The sequence below is a fragment of the Pseudomonas sp. B7 genome (assembly GCF_016735645.1).
Lineage (GTDB): Bacteria > Pseudomonadota > Gammaproteobacteria > Pseudomonadales > Pseudomonadaceae > Aquipseudomonas > Aquipseudomonas glycinae.
Genome location: NZ_JAERRE010000001.1, coordinates 378,003 through 394,586 on the forward strand (window position 1 = coordinate 378,003; position 16,584 = coordinate 394,586).

Below are 16,584 nucleotides of genomic sequence, written 5' to 3' on the forward strand. Positions count from 1 at the left end.
CTCGCGGGGCCAAGGCGAGCGCTACGGACGACCAGTCGGATCAGACGAGCCATCCTGGCTCGCTTCAAATAACGCCATGGCCTCGACATGTGCCGTCTGAGGAAACATATCGAGAATCCCGGCACGTTTTAACCGGTAGCCCTGCTTGATCAATTCGACCGTATCGCGCGCCAGAGTTGCAGGGTTGCACGACACGTACACCAACCGTTTGGCGCCCAAGGCCGCCAGCTTGCGCACCACCTCGAAAGCACCGTCGCGCGGTGGGTCCAAGAGTACCGCAGAAAAGCCGTTTCCGATCCACTCGGCATCGGTCAAAGGCTGGGATAAATCGGCCTGAAAAAACTTTGTGTTATGCAAATTGTTACTGGCGGCATTGGCCGCCGCGCGATCAACCATGGTCTGCACGCCTTCGACCGCCACCACTTCACGCGCAGCTTTTGCCAGCGGCAAGGCAAAGTTGCCGAGACCGCAGAACAGGTCGAGCACGCGCTCATCCGCTGTCGGTTTCAACCACTCCAGCGCCTGGGCGACCATGGCCTCGTTGACCCCGGCATTGACCTGGATGAAATCCCCCGGCCGGTAAGCCAATTGCAGATCCCACTGTTCCAGGTGATAGCCAAGCGACTGTGCATCATCCACCGGCTGCGGTTCGCCTTCGCCATGCAGCCAGAGCTGCGCTTCATGGAACGCGCAGAAATCCTTGAGAATCGTCAGGTCGGCTTCGGACAGCGGCGCCATGTGACGCAGCAGGACGGCGAGTGACGAGCCACTGAACAATTCCACATGCCCCAGCGCCTGAGGTTTGCTCAAGCGACGCAGCATCTCCGGCAAGCGGGTCATGATCGGCTGCAAGGGCTGTACCAGCACCGGGCATTCGCTGATCGCAACGATGTCCTGGCTGCCGGCGGCACGGAAACCGACTTCAAGCTTTTTGGCCTTGCTGTCCCAGCGCACGGCGATCCGGGCGCGGCGACGGTAGCCGAATTCGGGACCGGTCAACGGCGCCGCCCACTCCTCGGGTTCGGCTCCGGCGACTCGCGACAACTGCTCGGCGAGCATGCGCTGTTTCAGGGCAAGCTGTTCGTTGTGGGGCAAATGCTGGACGCTGCAACCGCCGCAGCGGCCGGCGTGCTGGCAAGGTGCGGGACGACGCAATTCACTGGCGCTGAACACGCGCTCGGTACGCGCCTCGACCACTTTGCCGTGGGCGCCTAGCACCCGCGCTTCGACCTCTTCACCGGCGAGGGCGCCGAGGACGAACCAGGTTTTGCCTTCAAAAAACGCGATGCCGCGACCGTCATTGGCCAGGCGCTCGATGCTCAGGCGCTGCTTTTTGCCGGTCGGGATTTGCGGGGCCTTGCTGCCGCCGGTGGGCTGGAAGCGCAGGCCTCTCTCGTGCTTGGCCATCAGTTGGGCGCGTCGAAAATGCCGGTCGACAGGTAACGGTCGCCACGGTCGCAGATGATCGCAACGATCACCGCGTTTTCAACTTCTTTGGACAGGCGCAGCATCGCTGCCACTGCACCGCCCGAGGACACGCCGCAGAAGATGCCTTCTTCGCGGGCCAGACGCCGGGTAACGTTTTCGGCCTCGCTTTGCGCCATGTCGACGATGCGGTCGACGCGGTCGGCCTGATAGATCTTCGGCAGGTATTCCTGCGGCCAGCGGCGGATGCCGGGAATGGCCGAGCCTTCCATCGGTTGCAGGCCGACGATCTGTACGTTGTCGTTCTGCTCCTTGAGGTAGCGCGACACGCCCATGATGGTGCCGGTGGTACCCATGGAGCTGACGAAATGGGTGATGGAGCCCTGGGTCTGACGCCAGATTTCCGGGCCGGTGGTGGTGTAGTGCGCTTCAGGATTGTCGCCGTTGGCGAACTGATCCAGCACCTTGCCACGGCCTTCGGCTTCCATCCGCTGGGCGAGATCGCGAGCGCCTTCCATGCCCTCTTCCTGGCTGACCAGAATCAGCTCTGCGCCGTAAGCGGTCATCGCCGCTTTACGTTCGGCGCTGGAGTTGTCCGGCATGATCAGGATCATCTTGTAACCCTTGATCGCGGCGGCCATCGCCAAGGCGATCCCGGTGTTGCCCGAGGTCGCTTCGATCAGCGTATCGCCTTCGTGGATCTGCCCGCGCAACTCGGCACGGGTGATCATCGACAGCGCCGGACGATCCTTGACCGAACCCGCCGGGTTGTTCCCTTCAAGCTTGAGCAAAAGGGTGTTGCTGGTGACACCGGGCAGGCGCTGCAAACGCACCAGCGGCGTGTTGCCGACGCAATCGGCGATGGTTGGGTACTGCAAGGTCATGGCGTTTTTCGCAATCCGGACAGCGGGGGCGCCTATCATACCGGCAAACCTGCGCAGGCCATATCACGCAAAGTGTGGTGCTTATGGTTTCTTGGAATAAGCAGTAAAAGTCTCACCAGTGGTGAGACTTTTTAAAGAGTGTCGGCAGTGCTGACACTTTCCTGTGCCGCTCACACAATCTGCGGGCGGCCCATGTCCACTGTGGGATCTGGCTTGCCAGCGAAGACTTCAGGAATGACAGCACTGTCCTCCGCCACCAAGCGCAGATTCAGTCGCAATCCCGACGGGCCATTCTCAGCCCACAAAGTACCGCCCTGGCGTTGCACCGCGTTCCTCGCGATGCTCAGGCCCAGACCGAATCCACCATCCCCCGGCCGCGAGCCGTCGAGGCGGATGAAGGGCGAAAAGATCCGCTCAAGATCCGCGTCGGCCACACCACCGCCCTCGTCCTCCAGCCACAGGTGCCAGTAATCGCCCTCCCGTCGACCGTCGAGCCGCACGATGCCGCCCGGTGGCGAATGACGAATCGCATTGCGCAGGATGTTTTCCAGAGCCTGTGCCAGGGTGTTGAGATTGCCGCGTACCCAGCAGGAAGCTTCAACACCGCACTGCAACTGCCCCACCGGACAGCAGCTTTCGTAGCAGGCGTTTTCCGTGAGCATTTCCCACAGCGCCTGAATCTGGATCGCTTCGTCCGGCAACGGTGCGCGTTCGGTGTCGAGCCAGGCCAGTTGCAGGGTGTCCTCCACTAGTCGCTGCATCACGTCGACTTCGCGACCGATGCGCTCGCGCAACGGTTGCAGCTGTTGCTCGCTTTCACTGGCGACCCGCAACCGGCTCAGGGGCGTGCGCAGTTCGTGGGACAGGTCGCGCAGCAGTTGCTGTTGCAAGGCCACGGTGGACTGCAGGCGTTCGGACATCGAATCGAAGGCGCGGGCCAGTTCGCCGAGTTCATCGGGGCGCTGGGTGATGCCGCTCGACAACCGCACATTCAGTTCATCGGCGCGCCAGGCGTTGGCCTGCTCGCGCAGATTGTTAAGCGGCACCACCAGCAGGCGATACAGGCCGACGCACAGCAGCAGGGTGAACAGGCCGGGAATCACACCGTTGGTGATGACCCGCCAGAACACCCGGTATTTCCCCGGCAGGAATCGCTCGGGCAACTCGATGACCAGACTGCCGGCAGTCGGGTCAGTGGGGAACGGAACCCGCAGCCACGGTCGGCCCCTTTTATGAATCGGCCAGTCCAGACCTCGCAGGAAGGTCAGGTGCTGAAGCTCTTGAGCGTTGAACGGTTGGCTGCCCAGCGACTGCAGGTTGCCGCCGATCACGCCGACCCAGCCGGCCTCGCGCAGCTCCATGCTTTGCAACCAGCTATCGATGCCATCGCGCTCGCCCTGCTGCCAGGCGCGCTCCGCCTCGGCGGCATAACGGCTCAGGGTGCGACGGGCGTCGTCGGAGAGGAACTGATTGCGCTGCTCCATGTACCAGCCCCAGGACCAGCTCAGCCAGATCATCAGCAGACAGAACGCCACCAGCAGACAGGCGAGCTTCCAGAACAGCGAGTGCCGGCCCGGCAGGTCAGACACTTTCATCGACGGCACTCAGAACGTAACCCTTGCCCCACACCGTGCGCACTTCGCGCTCGGTGTAGCCGACCGACTTGAGTTTGCGGCGAATCTGGCTGATGTGCATATCAAGGCTGCGATCGTGGGCCGCATAACCGCGCTGAAGAACGTGCTGATAAAGGAAGGCCTTGCTCAGCACTTCCTCGTCGTTGCGATTGAGGGTTTCCAGCAGGCGGTATTCGCTGCGGGTCAGGCCGGCGGGCTGGTCGAGGTAGAACACGTCGCACTGCTCGTCGTCGAAACGCAGCCCGCCGACCGGCACTACCGGGGCGACGGCAGCTGGACGACGGTCGAGGGCGACCCGGCGCAGGATCGCTTCGATCCGCACATGCAGCTCGGCCATGCTGAAGGGTTTGGGCAGGTAGTCGTCGGCGCCGAGACGGAATCCGCTGATACGGTCGGCCTCAGCACCGAGGGCTGACATCAGCAACACCGGCGTGGAATGGCTCTGACGCAGTTGGGTCAGGACATTCAATCCGTCGAGCCCCGGCAACAGAATATCCATCAACACCACGTCGAACGGCTGGCGCCGGGCGATGCTCAGGCCTTCGCTACCGTTCTGGCACCAGGTGACCTGGAAGCCGCTGCGGCCCAGTTGTTCATGGACATAAGCACCGAGGACGGGATCGTCTTCGATGGAAAGAATGCGGGGCTGGCCAATAGAGACAGGAGTCATGACTATCTGCAAATAATTCTCAGTTTGGCGATTATTCAAGATTGCCCGGCGCCCGGCAACCCAAGCTTGACCTGTCGGACAGATGACCGCTCCCCAAGCGAAGGACGACGACATCATTTTTCCCAAGATTGCCCGCAAGCAAATCGCTACACTGCGCCGATACCGCGTGCCGGACGCACGTGTGAGTCAACGATCAGCGGGATGCAGGAGAAAGGCGTGCTCAAGAAACTGGGAATCAAAGGTCGCGTATTGTTGCTGACCCTGTTGCCGACCAGCCTGATGGCACTGGTGCTGGGCGGGTATTTCACCTGGACGCAGCAGTCCGACCTGCAAGCCCAATTGATGCAGCGCGGCGAAATGATCGCCGAGCAACTGGCCCCGCTGGTAGCCCCGGCCATGGGCCACGGCGATGCCGAATTGCTCGAGCGCATCGCCACTCAGTCCCTCGAGCAACCGGACGTACGCGCCGTGACCTTCCTCGCGCCCGACCGCTCGCCCCTCGCCCACGCCGGCCCGACCATGCTCAATCAGGCGCCGAGTGGCGACAGCGCGCATTTGCTGCGACGCAGCGGCAACGACGCCACCCGCTATCTGCTCCCGGTCTTCGGCAAACACCGCAACCTCGCCGGCGAGCTGATCCCGCAAGAGTCCGACCGTTTACTCGGTTGGGTGGAACTGGAGCTGTCGCACAACGGCATGTTGTTGCGCGGCTACCGGAGCCTGTTCGCCAGTCTGTTGCTGATTGGCGCGGGGCTGGCCGGCGCCGCCTTGCTGGCCTTGCGCATGGGCCGCACGATCAACCGCCCGCTGAGCCAGATCAAACAGGCCGTCGCCCAGCTCAAGGACGGTCACCTGGAAACCCGTCTGCCGCCATTGGGCAGTCAGGAGCTGGATGAACTGGCGTCCGGCATCAACCGCATGGCCGGCACCCTGCAAAACGCCCGCGAAGAATTGCAGCACAGCGTCGATCAGGCCACCGAAGACGTGCGCCAGAACCTGGAAACCATCGAGATCCAGAACATCGAGTTGGACCTGGCCCGCAAGGAAGCGCTGGAAGCGAGCCGGATCAAATCCGAATTTCTCGCCAACATGAGCCACGAGATCCGTACACCGCTCAACGGCATTCTCGGTTTCACCCACCTGTTGCAGAAAAGCGAGCTGACCCCGCGCCAGCTCGACTACCTGGGCACCATCGAAAAATCCGCCGACAGCCTGCTGGGGATCATCAACGAGATCCTCGACTTCTCGAAGATCGAGGCCGGCAAGCTGGTGCTCGACCATATCCCGTTCAACCTGCGCGACCTGTTGCAGGACACCCTCACCATCCTCGCCCCCGCTGCCCACGCCAAGCAGCTGGAACTGGTGAGTCTGGTGTACCGCGACACGCCGCTGTCGCTGGTCGGCGATCCGCTGCGCCTCAAGCAGATCCTGACGAATCTGGTGAGCAACGCGATCAAGTTCACCCGCGAAGGCACCATCGTCGCCCGCGCCATGCTCGAAGAAGAAAACGACGACAGCGTGCAGTTGCGCATCAGCATTCAGGACACCGGTATCGGGCTGTCGAACCAGGATGTACGCGCGTTGTTCCAGGCCTTCAGCCAGGCCGACAACTCGCTGTCGCGCCAACCCGGCGGCACCGGTCTGGGGCTGGTGATTTCCAAGCGCCTGATCGAACAGATGGGCGGCGAAATCGGGGTCGACAGCACGCCGGGCGAAGGCTCGGAATTCTGGATCAGCCTGAACCTGCCCAAGACCCGCGACGACGCCGAAGACCTGCCCGCCGCGCCATTGCTCGGGCGCCGGGTGGCGGTGCTGGAAAATCACGAGCTGGCGCGTCAGGCCCTGCAGCATCAACTGGAAGACTGCGGCCTCGACGTCACGCCGTTCAATACCCTGGAAAGTCTGACCAATGGCGTCACCGGCGCCCATCAGACCGATCAGGCCATCGATCTGGCGGTGCTCGGCATCACCAGCAACGACATGCCGCCGGAACGCCTCAACCAGCATATCTGGGATCTTGAGCACCTCGGTTGCCGGGTGCTGGTGTTGTGCCCGACCACCGAACTGACGCTGTACCACCTTTCAGTGCCCAACCCTCACAGCCAGCTGCAATCGAAACCGGCCTGCACCCGCAAACTGCGCCGGGCCTTGTCGGACATGGTCAATCCGCGCCAGTCGCGCAGCGAACCGGGCGAACCGCTGTCGAGCCGCGCGCCGAAAGTGCTGTGTGTCGACGACAACCCGGCCAACCTGTTGCTGGTTCAGACCCTGCTCGAAGACATGGGCGCCAAGGTGCTGGCCGTTGAAAGCGGTTACGCCGCGGTCAAGGCGGTACAGAGCGAAAGCTTCGATCTGGTGCTGATGGATGTGCAGATGCCCGGCATGGACGGACGCCAGAGCACCGAAACCATTCGCCAGTGGGAAAGCGAGCGCCATTGCACGCCGCTGCCGATCGTCGCCCTCACCGCCCACGCCATGGCCAATGAAAAACGCGCGCTGCTGCAAAGCGGCATGGACGACTACCTGACCAAGCCGATCAGCGAGCGGCAACTGGCGCAGGTGGTGCTGAAGTGGACGGGTCTTGCACTGCGCAATCAGGCGCCGGACCGAGGCGGTGAAAGCCTGCTGGGCAATCAGGAACTGCCGATTCTCGATCACGAAGAAGGTTTGCGCCTGGCTGCCGGCAAGGCGGATCTGGCGGCGGACATGCTGGCGATGCTGCTGGCCTCGCTCGAAGCCGACCGGGAAGCCATCCGCACCGCCCGCGACCATCAGGATCAGAACGCTCTGCTTGAACGGGTGCACCGCCTGCATGGCGCCACTCGCTACTGCGGCGTGCCGCAATTGCGCGCCGCCTGCCAACGCAGCGAAACCCTGCTCAAGCAGGACGATCCCAAGGCCTCGGCCGCGCTGGACGAGCTGGAACGGGCGATCAATCGTCTGGCGGCCCAGGCGAAGATCAGCGCCTGATCCAGCGCAATGCCGGTCAACGTCGACGCAGCTACAGTTGTTGCGGGTGATTTGCGCCCGCGTCGATGCTCCAGGAGGATTTCATGCGCACGATCGTTTTCAGCAGCCAGTCCTACGACCGCGACAGTTTCCTCGCCGCCGACTGCCCGGCCGGGATCGAACTGCATTTCCAGCCGGCCCGGCTCAGCCTCGACACGGCCGCGCTGGCCGAACATCACGAGGTGGTCTGCGCGTTCATCAATGATGACCTCAGCGCCCCGGTGCTCGAACGCCTGGCTGCGGGCGGGACACGCCTGATTGCCTTGCGTTCGGCCGGCTACAACCATGTGGACCTGGCCGTCGCCAAACGCTTGGAGCTGGCCGTAGTGCGCGTACCGGCCTACTCGCCCCATGCGGTGGCCGAGCACGCGGTGGCGTTGATCCTCGCCCTCAACCGACGCCTGCACCGCGCCTACAACCGCACCCGCGAAGGCGATTTCAGCCTGCACGGCCTCACCGGTTTCGATCTGGTGGGCAAAACGGTCGGCATCGTCGGCACCGGACAGATCGGCGCAACCTTCGCGAAGATCATGCACGGCTTCGGCTGTGAATTGCTGGCCTACGACCCGTATCCAAATCCTGCCGTCGAAGCGTTGGGCGCACGCTACCTGAGCCTGCCGGATCTGTTGGCGCAGTCGCGGATCATCAGCCTGCACTGCCCGCTCAACGAACAGAGCAGACACCTGATCAACCGCGATTCGCTGGCGCACATGCAACCGGGGGCGATGCTGATCAACACCGGGCGCGGCGGTCTGGTGGACACGCCGGCGCTGATCGACGCCCTGAAAGACGGTCAGCTCGGTTATCTGGGACTGGATGTGTATGAAGAGGAAGCGCAGCTGTTTTTCGAGGACCGCTCCGACCTGCCGCTACAGGACGACGTGCTGGCGCGGCTGCTGACGTTCCCGAATGTGATCGTCACCGCGCATCAGGCGTTCCTGACCCATGAGGCGCTGGGCGCGATTGCCGCGACCACCTTGCACAACATCGCGACCTGGGCGACGGGCACGCCGCAGAACCAGGTCGAAGGCTGAACGAACGGACTCAGACCGGAGGCGGCGTCGGGGTAATCGCCACGCACAGGCTCAACAGCGCCAGCCAGCCGAATCCCAGCAAACGTTGCTTGAAGGAGTGCCCGCTGCGCAGCAGGAACCAGACAAACACCAGCGGCATCAGAAACGCCATGATCTTCAGCCAGCCTTCCACCGGACGCGAGCCATCCGGGTTCAGCACCGGCTCGACCGGCTGCGAACGACGGCGTCGCCCCGCAGCGGCCGGCATGATCTTCGGCCGCTCGGGGGCCGGCGGCGGAACGTAGGCCTCGGGCACGGCCTTGTTGCGCGGCAGGCTACCGAAGGAAATTGTCGACGTGCCCTTTTCGGCTTGAGGCGCCTGCGCCTCTGCCAGCGGGGCTCCGCAATGAATGCACGCCGTGGCTTCGGAGCTGATGCTCCGCTTGCATTCATAACATTCGATCAGCGCCATGTTCCGTTCCTTGAAAATGAAGGCGGCAGTTTGCCACGACTGCGGTGTCGATTTGAACCGGATCGAAGGTCGCACGCGCGCATCATTCTGCAATCAAGCCCGTGCTAGCATGTCGCGCATATTTGGAGGACCCATGGTCGAACACGATTTTCGCTACACCCTGATGAACCCGCAACACACCCTCACCGAATGCCGCGCCCTGGTTCCGGGCCGCTATCAGGTCACCGGCAACGGGGGCTCGATCCGCATCGGCGACGTGCTGGTCGTGACCCTCAAAGGCAGCAAGGACTTGTCCATGCGTCTGACCGTCGACACCGTCCGCCACCTGATCAACCCACCGGGTCAATGGACCGCAATGACCACCGGTCCGGTGTTCGGTGAACTGGCGATCCACACCTGGCAGGTCAACTGCGACAGCTGCGCCAAGGAGCTGAGCTTCGAATTCGCGGTGGACGCCAAGCTGGGCAAGCCTGCGGAAAAACCGGCCGCCACGGCACGTATTGCGGAGCTGGGCTGGAAAGCCGTCGGCGACAAACATCTGTGCCCGAAATGCCAGGAGCCGGCGTGATGAAACACCTGGCCCTGACCGCCGCTGTCGGCGCCGGCCTGATGGGTTGCGCCGCAGAGCCTGTGCAACTGCAGCAGAACCGCAGCTACATTCTGGAGTGGATCGGCGAGCGTCCGCTGATGGACTACAGCCACCTGACCGTGACCCTCGGCGATGATGGCCGGGCGTATGGCAACGGCGGCTGCAACCATTGGTTCGCGCCGTACACCCTGGAAGGCGACAAACTAAGCTTCGGCAAGATCGGCAAGACCCGCAAACTCTGCGCGCCGGCGCTGATGGAGCAGGAGCAACGCTTCCTCCAGGCCCTGGAGCACGTGGAGCGCTGGGACATCTCGCCGATCGAGCAGATGCGCTTCTGGCCGGCTGAAGGCAAGCCGTTGCGCTGGTGGCTGGAAGAGGGTTGATCCTTTAGATCGCCCCTCGATCATTCCCGCGCTCCGCCGTGGGAATGATCAGCCAAGACGAATCAATTGGTCGCCTGCAATGCCTCGAGCTTCGCCATCACCCCCGCCGCCGTCTGCTCGCCCATCAACTGTTCCCGCACCTTGCCCTTGTTGTCGATGATGTAAGTCACCGGCAAGGCTTCACTGCGCGGCAGCTCGAACAGTTCCGCCGGATCCTGCGCCAGCACGGTGAACTTGATGCCCAGCTTCTCGCTGGCGCTCTTCAGCTCTTCACCTTGCACGTTGTCGAAGTTGACCCCGAACACGCCGATCTTCTTGCCCTTGAGTTCGTCCGCCAGGTGATTGAGTTCCGGGATTTCCGTGCGGCACGGGCCGCACCATTCGGCCCAGTAATTGAGCACGATCCATTGTTTGTCGAGGCGCTCGGACGCCACTTTCTGCCCGTTCTGGTCGATGCCGTAGTCGTTACCGCAGCCCCCCAGCATCAACGCCCCGATGATCGTCAATGCCGCTGCCAGTGCCCGTGTCATGTCGTGTTCCTTGTGAAAAATTGAATGCGCCTGCGACCCATCGCCTCCCAAGGTTCTGGATTGCGCGCTGCACAGTTAGAATAGCCGCCACTCTACGCAATAAGCGACCCGCCCATGACCGATCTGACGCTTTATCACAACCCGCGCTGCTCGAAATCCCGCGGTGCGCTCGAACTGCTCGAAGCCCGTGGCCTGACGCCGAACGTGGTGCGCTACCTCGAAACCCCGCTGGACGCCGCGCAGATCAAGGCCCTGCTCGGCAAGCTGGGCATCAGCGCACGGCAACTGCTGCGCACCGGCGAAGACGAGTACAAGACCTTGAATCTGGCCGATGCCAGTCTCACCGAGAAACAATTGATTGAAGCGATCGCGGCCCATCCAAAGCTGATGGAGCGACCGATTCTCGAAGCCGGCGACAAAGCCGTCATCGGCCGTCCACCGGAGCAGATCCTGGAGCTGCTGCCGTGAGTGCGCCGTACATTCTGGTTCTGTATTACAGCCGCAGCGGCTCGACCAACGAGATGGCCCGGCAGATTGCCCGTGGCGTCGAGCAGGCCGGCCTCGAAGCGCGCCTGCGCACCGTGCCGGCGATCTCCACCGAGTGCGAAGCCGTGGCGCCGGACATTCCGGATGAAGGCGCGCTGTACGCCACATTGGATGACCTGAAGAACTGCGCCGGCCTGGCCCTCGGCAGCCCGACCCGTTTCGGCAACATGGCCGCGCCGCTCAAATACTTCCTCGATGGCACCAGCAACCTGTGGCTGACCGGCGCGCTGGTCGGCAAGCCGGCCGGAGTGTTCACCTCCACCGCCAGCCTGCACGGCGGTCAGGAAACCACCCTGCTGTCGATGATGCTGCCGCTGCTGCACCACGGCATGCTGATCACCGGCCTGCCTTACAGCGAGTCGGCGCTGCTGGAAACCCAGGGCGGCGGCACGCCGTACGGCGCCAGCCATCACGCCGGGGCCGACGGCAAAAGCGGTCTCGATCAGCACGAAGTGGCGCTGTGCCGCGCACTCGGCGCACGTCTGGCCAAGACCGCCCAGAAACTGGGGAACTGAGATGGCCAGAAAGCCGAAAGTCCTGCCCGCCGTCGAATGGCTGGAGCCACGGGTGCGGGCGATGCGGGTGATCAGTCTGCTGTGCTTTTTCGGCCTGGCCGGACTGCTCGCCGCGTATTACCTGGTGTTCGCCGACCTGCACGGCGCGCGGCCGTGGGTGATTCTGCTGATCGAGCTGATCCCGTGGATCGTGCTCGCACCGGGCATGATCATGGGCAGCGCACGCGGGCATTCGTGGATGTGCTTTGTGGTGAATCTGTATTTCATCAAGGGCGCGCTGGCCGCTTACGACCCGAGCCGGCAGCTGTTCGGCGTGCTGGAGATGATCGCCAGTCTGGCGGTGTTCTGCTCGGCGCTGTTGTATGTGCGGTGGCGGTATCAGCTGAACCGCAAACTGGCGGGCGAAGGCGAAATCTCCGTCGCCTGACTGCGCTCCAACTCCAAGATCGTTCCCACGCTCCGCGTGGGAATGCATCAAGAGACGCTCCGCGTCTCAGGGACGCAGAGCGTCCCGGGCGGCATTCCCACGCAGAGCGTGAGAACGATCACCCTAGAGTCAATGATTGACGGTGTACGCCAGCATCATCGAGATCTGGCTCATCGGCCGTCCACCGCTCTCTTCATGCCACTGGTTAAACGCGTTCTGCACCGTCGCCAGATCCCGCAGACTGCTCGGCACCTTGTCGACGATCTTCTGTGCATTCAACGCCGCGACCACGTCGTAGCTCGGCACAAACGTATCCTTGCCGACCATCCGCAAAAACCGTGGCGCCGACAGCCCGCCCAATTGATGGCCGTGCTTTTTCAGGTAGGTCCACAGGCCGACGATGTCGGTCACCGGCCAGTCGGCCAGCAACGCGCCGAAACTGCCCTTCTCTTTCTCGACGTCCAGAATGAACTGCGCATTGCGCGGCACACTCTTGAGCTTGCCCAGATGACGGATGATCCGCGCATCCTGCATCAGCCGTTCAAGGTGTTCGGCGCTCATCAGCACGACCTTTTCCGGGTCGAACTTGAAGAACACTTCTTCGAAGGCCGGCCACTTGGCGTCCACCAGACTGTGCTTGAGCCCGGCACGAAATACCCGCAGGGCCATGGTCGAGAGATAACGGTCGTCGCTGATCTTGCGCAGTTGCGCCGGGGTCTTGGGAACGGGCAGATGGGCTTCCAGTTCAGCCGCCGAACCGAAGCGGTTCAGACAGTATTCGTGCAGCCACTTGTAGTCGCGCATGCCCTCTCCTAAAAAATGAATTGAAAACGGCGCCCGCGAGCGCCGTTTCTTTCGAGCGATCAGATCACTTACAGGTTCACCACATTGACGAAACGCGAAGCCGCCGTCTCGTCGATCTTCAGGCTGGTGAAGTCAAACAGGTTACGGTCAGCCAGTTGCGACGGGATCACGTTCTGCAGGCTGCGGAAGATGCTTTCGGTGCGGCCCGGGGTCTTGCGTTCCCAGTCCTGGAGCATTTCCTTGACCACCTGGCGTTGCAGGTTTTCCTGGGAACCGCAGAGGTTGCACGGGATGATCGGGAATTGCTTGAAGTCCGAGTAGGCCTGGATGTCTTTCTCGTTGCAGTAGGCCAGCGGACGGATCACCACGTTGCGCCCGTCATCGGCGCGCAGCTTCGGCGGCATGGCCTTGAGGCTGCCGTTGAAGAACATGTTGAGGAAGAACGTCTCGACGATGTCGTCGCGATGATGACCGAGGGCCATTTTGGTCGCGCCGATTTCGTCGGCGAAGGTGTACAGCGTGCCGCGACGCAGGCGCGAGCACAGCGAGCAGGTGGTCTTGCCTTCCGGGATCAGCTCCTTGACCACCGAGTAGGTGTCCTTCTCGACGATGTGGTACTCGATGCCCAGCTCTTTCAGGTAGGCCGGCAGCACGTGCTCGGGGAAACCCGGCTGCTTCTGGTCCATGTTCACGGCGACGATCTCGAACTTGATCGGTGCAACCTTCTGCAGGTGCATCAGCACGTCGAGCATGGTGTAGCTGTCCTTGCCCCCGGACAGGCAGACCATGACCTTGTCGCCGTCTTCGATCATGTTGAAGTCGGTGACGGCTTCGCCGGCCAGGCGGCGCAGGCGCTTTTGCAGTTTGTTCTGGTTGACCGTAAGAGTGCCCATGACGCGAAATCCGTGAGGTGTGACGAAAGGCGGGCATTTTACGCAAAAACACTTGGCTTGTGGCCACAGGTTGTCGCCCCCTCGAATGCCCGTTTGCACAGACCCCGACGCGATTACCCCGAAGTTTTACAGCGCGATTTGCTCTAAGCCCCTACCACCTGTGCGGTTAAGACCTTTCTATACTGCGACATAAGGTCGCACACAATCTGAAGACCTGTATTTGCTCGGCCGCATTGGCCCGTAGGCGCTCCGCTGGGGGGCGATGGCAATAACGAGAGGAGTGACTGGCATGATCCATCACGTAGTGGGACTTTTTACCCACCCCGATCAGGAATGGAAGGAAATCCGTGGCGACCAGGAAGAAAGCATCAGCCACATGTACCTGACGCACACACTGATTCTGGCGGCGATCCCCGCTGTTTCGGCATTTATCGGCACGACTCAGGTCGGCTGGGTGATCGGCAACCGCGCACCGGTGATGCTCACCGTCGAAAGCGCGTTGTGGATGACGATCATGTCTTATCTGGCAATGCTCGGCGGGGTCGCGGTCATGGGTGCATTCGTGCACTGGATGGCCCGCACGTATGACGCCAACCCGAGCCTGGCCCGTTGCGTGGCATTTGCCACCTACACCGCGACACCGTTGTTCGTCGGCGGGCTGGCGGCGCTCTATCCGCACATGTGGCTGGGGATGATCGTCGGCACGGCGGCCATCTGCTACACGGTGTACCTGTTGTATGTGGGGCTGCCGACCTTCATGAACATTCCGTCCGACGAGGGCTTCCTGTTTTCCAGCTCGGTGCTGGCGGTGGGGCTGGTGGTGCTGGTCGCCATCATGGCGTTTACTGTGATTGTCTGGGGACTGGGCGTGGGGCCCGTCTACACCAACTAGCGACCGGTTCGTCTCGAGAAGAACAAGATCCGCCAACACAGGCCGCCGCAAGGCGGCCTTCTCATGCCTTGAATAAACGTCGCGACCATTCGGCAGTTTGGCGATACGCAACGCCGAAAGGTTGCGGCATACTCCAAATCTCTGGAGATCCATCAAGCATGCCCGAGCAACTCAATACCCGCGTCGAAGACTGTTTCCAACTCGCTGAATCCTTTTTCAAACGTCCCTTCAAACGCCCCGTGGTGAGCCTCAAGCTGCGCGGGCAAAAAGCCGGAGTCGCGCATCTGCACGAGAACCTGCTGCGCTTCAATCCGCAGCTGTACCGGGAGAACACCGAACATTTCCTCAAGCAGACCGTGGCCCACGAAGTTGCGCACCTGATCGCCCATCAACTGTTCGGCGACCGCATACAGCCCCACGGCGAGGAGTGGCAACTGATCATGCGCGGCGTTTACGAATTGCCGCCGGACCGTTGCCATACCTATGAAGTCAAACGGCGCAGCGTGACGCGCTACATCTATAAATGCCCGTGTGCGGATAGCGATTTTCCGTTTTCGGCGCAGCGCCATAGTCTGGTCCGGCAGGGGCGGCGCTATCTGTGCCGCCGATGCCGGAACACGCTGGTGTTCAGTGGCGAGATGCGGGTCGAGTAAGTCAGGCGATCACTTTGGCTCGCCGCAATTCGGCAATACGCTCAACACTCAAGCCCAACTCCCCCAACACCTGATCCGTATGCTGCCCCAGCGCTGCCCCCACATGCCGCGGCGCCGGCAACGCCTTGGAAAACTTCAGCGGGCAAGCGATCTGCGCCTGCGCCGAACCATCTCCACGCGGCACCTGAGTCACCAGTTCCCGCGCCTGCAATTGCGGATGCTGCACCGCCTCGCCCAGGTTCAACACCGGTTCGACACAGGCGTCGATCGCGGCGAACAGCTCGCACAGTTCAGCAAAGTCATGCTTCTCGAACTCGACCTTCAAGGCGTCCTTGAGCGCCCGCTGCTGCTCGGGTCTGGGCGACAAACCCTGCGCCGCCAGTTCCGGCCGGCCCAGCGCCGCACACAGTTGCTGCATGAAGGCCGGTTCCAGACTGCCCACCGACATCCAGCGCCCGTCGCGGGAGCGGTAGTAATCGTAGAAGCTGCCGCCATTGAGCATCTGATCTTCCCAGCCCGGCTCCTCGCCGCAGGCCAGATACCCGGCACCGGCCATGGCATTCAGGCTGAATGCACAGTCGGTCATGCTCACGTCCAGATGGGTGCCCTGCCCGGTTTGCTGACGGGAAATCACCGCTGCCAACAGGCCGATCACCCCGTGCAGCGAGCCGCCGGCGACATCCGCCACCTGCATGCCCAGCGGCAACGGCCCGCTGTCGGCGCGGCCGGTGTAACTGGAGAGCCCGGCCAGCGCCAGATAGTTGATGTCGTGGCCGGCGCGATCCTTGTACGGCCCGGTCTGGCCGTAACCGGTAATCGACACATAAATCAGCTTCGGATTGATCGCCTTCAGCGTCTCGTAACCCAGCCCCAGGCGCTCCATCACTCCGGGTCGGAATTGCTCCAGCACGATGTCGTAATCCACCAGCAACTGCTTCACCAGCTCCAGCGCCTCGGGCTGCTTGAGGTCCAGGGCCAGGCTGCGCTTGTTGCGATTGAGATAAGCGTGACTGGCCGAGCCACCGTGATCGTGGGGCGGCAACACCCGCACCAGGTCGAGACGGGTCGGCGACTCGATGCGCAGCACTTCGGCGCCCATGTCCGCCAGCAGCAGCGAGGCGAACGGCCCCGGCAGCAGGGTCGAGAAATCCAGAATCTTCAGTGAGGCCAACGGTGCAGACATGGGCAATCTCCATCAACGATGCATGCAGCCTAGGCAGCCCTCGGCGATGGGGCAATTACCGG

Annotated in this window: 18 protein-coding genes; 9 read left to right on the forward strand and 9 right to left on the reverse strand. The window is 62.5% G+C overall.

What is annotated here, in order from left to right:
* Window positions 1-21 precede the first annotated feature (21 nt).
* The 4 genes from rlmD to JKA62_RS01890 all read right to left on the reverse strand — a co-directional run bounded on the left by rlmD (window position 22) and on the right by JKA62_RS01890 (window position 4,613).
* The gene (gene rlmD / locus JKA62_RS01875) at window positions 22-1,407 is read right to left on the reverse strand and encodes a 23S rRNA (uracil(1939)-C(5))-methyltransferase RlmD (protein WP_011335481.1); all 1,386 of its coding nucleotides are present in this window, start codon (window positions 1,405-1,407) and stop codon (window positions 22-24) included.
* Window positions 1,407-2,309 carry a cysteine synthase CysM gene (gene cysM / locus JKA62_RS01880; protein ID WP_041475402.1) on the reverse strand — a complete coding sequence of 301 codons (903 nt, stop codon included), beginning with the start codon at window positions 2,307-2,309 and terminating at the stop codon, window positions 1,407-1,409. Before cysM ends, rlmD begins: the two co-directional genes overlap by 1 nt.
* A gap of 170 nt (window positions 2,310-2,479) precedes the next feature.
* Window positions 2,480-3,904, reverse strand: a complete 1,425-nt coding sequence (locus tag JKA62_RS01885) for a sensor histidine kinase (RefSeq protein WP_201815946.1) — start codon at window positions 3,902-3,904, stop codon at window positions 2,480-2,482.
* Window positions 3,891-4,613, reverse strand: a complete 723-nt coding sequence (locus JKA62_RS01890) for a response regulator transcription factor (RefSeq protein WP_201815959.1) — start codon at window positions 4,611-4,613, stop codon at window positions 3,891-3,893. The genes JKA62_RS01885 and JKA62_RS01890 overlap by 14 nt, the downstream gene beginning before the upstream one ends.
* A 216-nt stretch (window positions 4,614-4,829) precedes the next feature.
* Between JKA62_RS01890 and JKA62_RS01895 the strand changes: the two genes are divergently transcribed.
* A complete protein-coding gene (locus JKA62_RS01895; RefSeq protein ID WP_201815962.1) occupies window positions 4,830-7,583 on the forward strand; it encodes a response regulator in 2,754 nt (917 codons plus the stop codon).
* 83 nt (window positions 7,584-7,666) lie between these two features.
* On the forward strand, window positions 7,667-8,656 hold the full coding sequence (locus tag JKA62_RS01900) for a 2-hydroxyacid dehydrogenase (RefSeq protein ID WP_011335486.1): 990 nt from the start codon (window positions 7,667-7,669) through the stop codon (window positions 8,654-8,656).
* A gap of 10 nt (window positions 8,657-8,666) precedes the next feature.
* Here the strand turns inward: JKA62_RS01900 and JKA62_RS01905 are convergent, their stop codons facing one another.
* A complete protein-coding gene (locus JKA62_RS01905; RefSeq protein WP_011335487.1) occupies window positions 8,667-9,107 on the reverse strand; it encodes a hypothetical protein in 441 nt (146 codons plus the stop codon).
* Between the two features lie 133 nt (window positions 9,108-9,240).
* Here JKA62_RS01905 and JKA62_RS01910 point away from each other — a divergent pair, with 133 nt between their 5' ends.
* Both JKA62_RS01910 and JKA62_RS01915 read left to right on the forward strand, forming a co-directional pair.
* Window positions 9,241-9,675 (forward strand): hypothetical protein, encoded by a 435-nt coding sequence (locus JKA62_RS01910; protein WP_007957770.1) that lies wholly within the window; start codon window positions 9,241-9,243, stop codon window positions 9,673-9,675.
* Window positions 9,675-10,079 carry an META domain-containing protein gene (locus JKA62_RS01915; RefSeq protein WP_007957769.1) on the forward strand — a complete coding sequence of 135 codons (405 nt, stop codon included), beginning with the start codon at window positions 9,675-9,677 and terminating at the stop codon, window positions 10,077-10,079. Before JKA62_RS01910 ends, JKA62_RS01915 begins: the two co-directional genes overlap by 1 nt.
* Before the next feature lie 62 nt (window positions 10,080-10,141).
* On the opposite strand, the gene JKA62_RS01920 is transcribed toward JKA62_RS01915, so the two are convergent.
* Complete coding sequence (locus tag JKA62_RS01920) at window positions 10,142-10,609, reverse strand: TlpA disulfide reductase family protein (protein ID WP_011335488.1); 468 nt, start codon at window positions 10,607-10,609, stop codon at window positions 10,142-10,144.
* A gap of 114 nt (window positions 10,610-10,723) precedes the next feature.
* On the opposite strand from JKA62_RS01920, the gene arsC reads away from it, so the two are divergent.
* Genes arsC through JKA62_RS01935 form a run of 3 tightly spaced genes read left to right on the forward strand, consistent with a single transcriptional unit; the run spans window position 10,724 to window position 12,097 of the window.
* Complete coding sequence (gene arsC / locus JKA62_RS01925; RefSeq protein WP_011335489.1) at window positions 10,724-11,077, forward strand: arsenate reductase (glutaredoxin); 354 nt, start codon at window positions 10,724-10,726, stop codon at window positions 11,075-11,077.
* Window positions 11,074-11,670 carry an NAD(P)H:quinone oxidoreductase gene (gene wrbA / locus JKA62_RS01930; RefSeq protein ID WP_007957765.1) on the forward strand — a complete coding sequence of 199 codons (597 nt, stop codon included), beginning with the start codon at window positions 11,074-11,076 and terminating at the stop codon, window positions 11,668-11,670. The genes arsC and wrbA overlap by 4 nt, the downstream gene beginning before the upstream one ends.
* Window position 11,671: 1 nt before the next feature.
* Window positions 11,672-12,097: a DUF2069 domain-containing protein gene (locus JKA62_RS01935; RefSeq protein ID WP_039772886.1), complete on the forward strand. Its 426-nt coding sequence runs from the start codon at window positions 11,672-11,674 to the stop codon at window positions 12,095-12,097.
* A gap of 129 nt (window positions 12,098-12,226) precedes the next feature.
* Here JKA62_RS01935 and JKA62_RS01940 read toward each other — a convergent pair whose 3' ends face one another.
* Both JKA62_RS01940 and ttcA read right to left on the reverse strand, forming a co-directional pair.
* Window positions 12,227-12,901, reverse strand: coding sequence for a DNA-3-methyladenine glycosylase I (locus tag JKA62_RS01940; RefSeq protein WP_085683575.1), 675 nt, complete (start codon window positions 12,899-12,901; stop codon window positions 12,227-12,229).
* Between the two features lie 68 nt (window positions 12,902-12,969).
* On the reverse strand, window positions 12,970-13,794 hold the full coding sequence (gene ttcA / locus JKA62_RS01945) for a tRNA 2-thiocytidine(32) synthetase TtcA (RefSeq protein WP_011335493.1): 825 nt from the start codon (window positions 13,792-13,794) through the stop codon (window positions 12,970-12,972).
* A gap of 289 nt (window positions 13,795-14,083) precedes the next feature.
* On the opposite strand from ttcA, the gene JKA62_RS01950 reads away from it, so the two are divergent.
* On the forward strand, window positions 14,084-14,686 hold the full coding sequence (locus JKA62_RS01950; RefSeq protein WP_007957761.1) for a Yip1 family protein: 603 nt from the start codon (window positions 14,084-14,086) through the stop codon (window positions 14,684-14,686).
* A 158-nt stretch (window positions 14,687-14,844) separates the two neighbouring features.
* The gene (locus tag JKA62_RS01955) at window positions 14,845-15,339 is read left to right on the forward strand and encodes a SprT family zinc-dependent metalloprotease (RefSeq protein WP_007957760.1); all 495 of its coding nucleotides are present in this window, start codon (window positions 14,845-14,847) and stop codon (window positions 15,337-15,339) included.
* Window position 15,340: 1 nt separating this feature from the next.
* Here the strand turns inward: JKA62_RS01955 and JKA62_RS01960 are convergent, their stop codons facing one another.
* Window positions 15,341-16,522 carry a CaiB/BaiF CoA transferase family protein gene (locus tag JKA62_RS01960; RefSeq protein ID WP_201815965.1) on the reverse strand — a complete coding sequence of 394 codons (1,182 nt, stop codon included), beginning with the start codon at window positions 16,520-16,522 and terminating at the stop codon, window positions 15,341-15,343.
* Window positions 16,523-16,584 lie beyond the last annotated feature (62 nt).

What these genes read in the sequence shown, in the direction of transcription:
- rlmD (WP_011335481.1), bottom strand. Translation starts at nt 1,407, where the DNA reads ATGGCCAAGCACGAGAGAGGCCTGCGCTTCCAGCCCACCGGCGGCAGC.
- cysM (WP_041475402.1), bottom strand. Translation starts at nt 2,309, where the DNA reads ATGACCTTGCAGTACCCAACCATCGCCGATTGCGTCGGCAACACGCCG.
- JKA62_RS01885 (WP_201815946.1), bottom strand. Translation starts at nt 3,904, where the DNA reads ATGAAAGTGTCTGACCTGCCGGGCCGGCACTCGCTGTTCTGGAAGCTC.
- JKA62_RS01890 (WP_201815959.1), bottom strand. Translation starts at nt 4,613, where the DNA reads ATGACTCCTGTCTCTATTGGCCAGCCCCGCATTCTTTCCATCGAAGAC.
- JKA62_RS01900 (WP_011335486.1), top strand. Translation starts at nt 7,667, where the DNA reads ATGCGCACGATCGTTTTCAGCAGCCAGTCCTACGACCGCGACAGTTTC.
- JKA62_RS01905 (WP_011335487.1), bottom strand. Translation starts at nt 9,107, where the DNA reads ATGGCGCTGATCGAATGTTATGAATGCAAGCGGAGCATCAGCTCCGAA.
- JKA62_RS01910 (WP_007957770.1), top strand. Translation starts at nt 9,241, where the DNA reads ATGGTCGAACACGATTTTCGCTACACCCTGATGAACCCGCAACACACC.
- JKA62_RS01915 (WP_007957769.1), top strand. Translation starts at nt 9,675, where the DNA reads ATGAAACACCTGGCCCTGACCGCCGCTGTCGGCGCCGGCCTGATGGGT.
- JKA62_RS01920 (WP_011335488.1), bottom strand. Translation starts at nt 10,609, where the DNA reads ATGACACGGGCACTGGCAGCGGCATTGACGATCATCGGGGCGTTGATG.
- arsC (WP_011335489.1), top strand. Translation starts at nt 10,724, where the DNA reads ATGACCGATCTGACGCTTTATCACAACCCGCGCTGCTCGAAATCCCGC.
- JKA62_RS01935 (WP_039772886.1), top strand. Translation starts at nt 11,672, where the DNA reads ATGGCCAGAAAGCCGAAAGTCCTGCCCGCCGTCGAATGGCTGGAGCCA.
- JKA62_RS01940 (WP_085683575.1), bottom strand. Translation starts at nt 12,901, where the DNA reads ATGCGCGACTACAAGTGGCTGCACGAATACTGTCTGAACCGCTTCGGT.
- ttcA (WP_011335493.1), bottom strand. Translation starts at nt 13,794, where the DNA reads ATGGGCACTCTTACGGTCAACCAGAACAAACTGCAAAAGCGCCTGCGC.
- JKA62_RS01950 (WP_007957761.1), top strand. Translation starts at nt 14,084, where the DNA reads ATGATCCATCACGTAGTGGGACTTTTTACCCACCCCGATCAGGAATGG.
- JKA62_RS01955 (WP_007957760.1), top strand. Translation starts at nt 14,845, where the DNA reads ATGCCCGAGCAACTCAATACCCGCGTCGAAGACTGTTTCCAACTCGCT.
- JKA62_RS01960 (WP_201815965.1), bottom strand. Translation starts at nt 16,522, where the DNA reads ATGTCTGCACCGTTGGCCTCACTGAAGATTCTGGATTTCTCGACCCTG.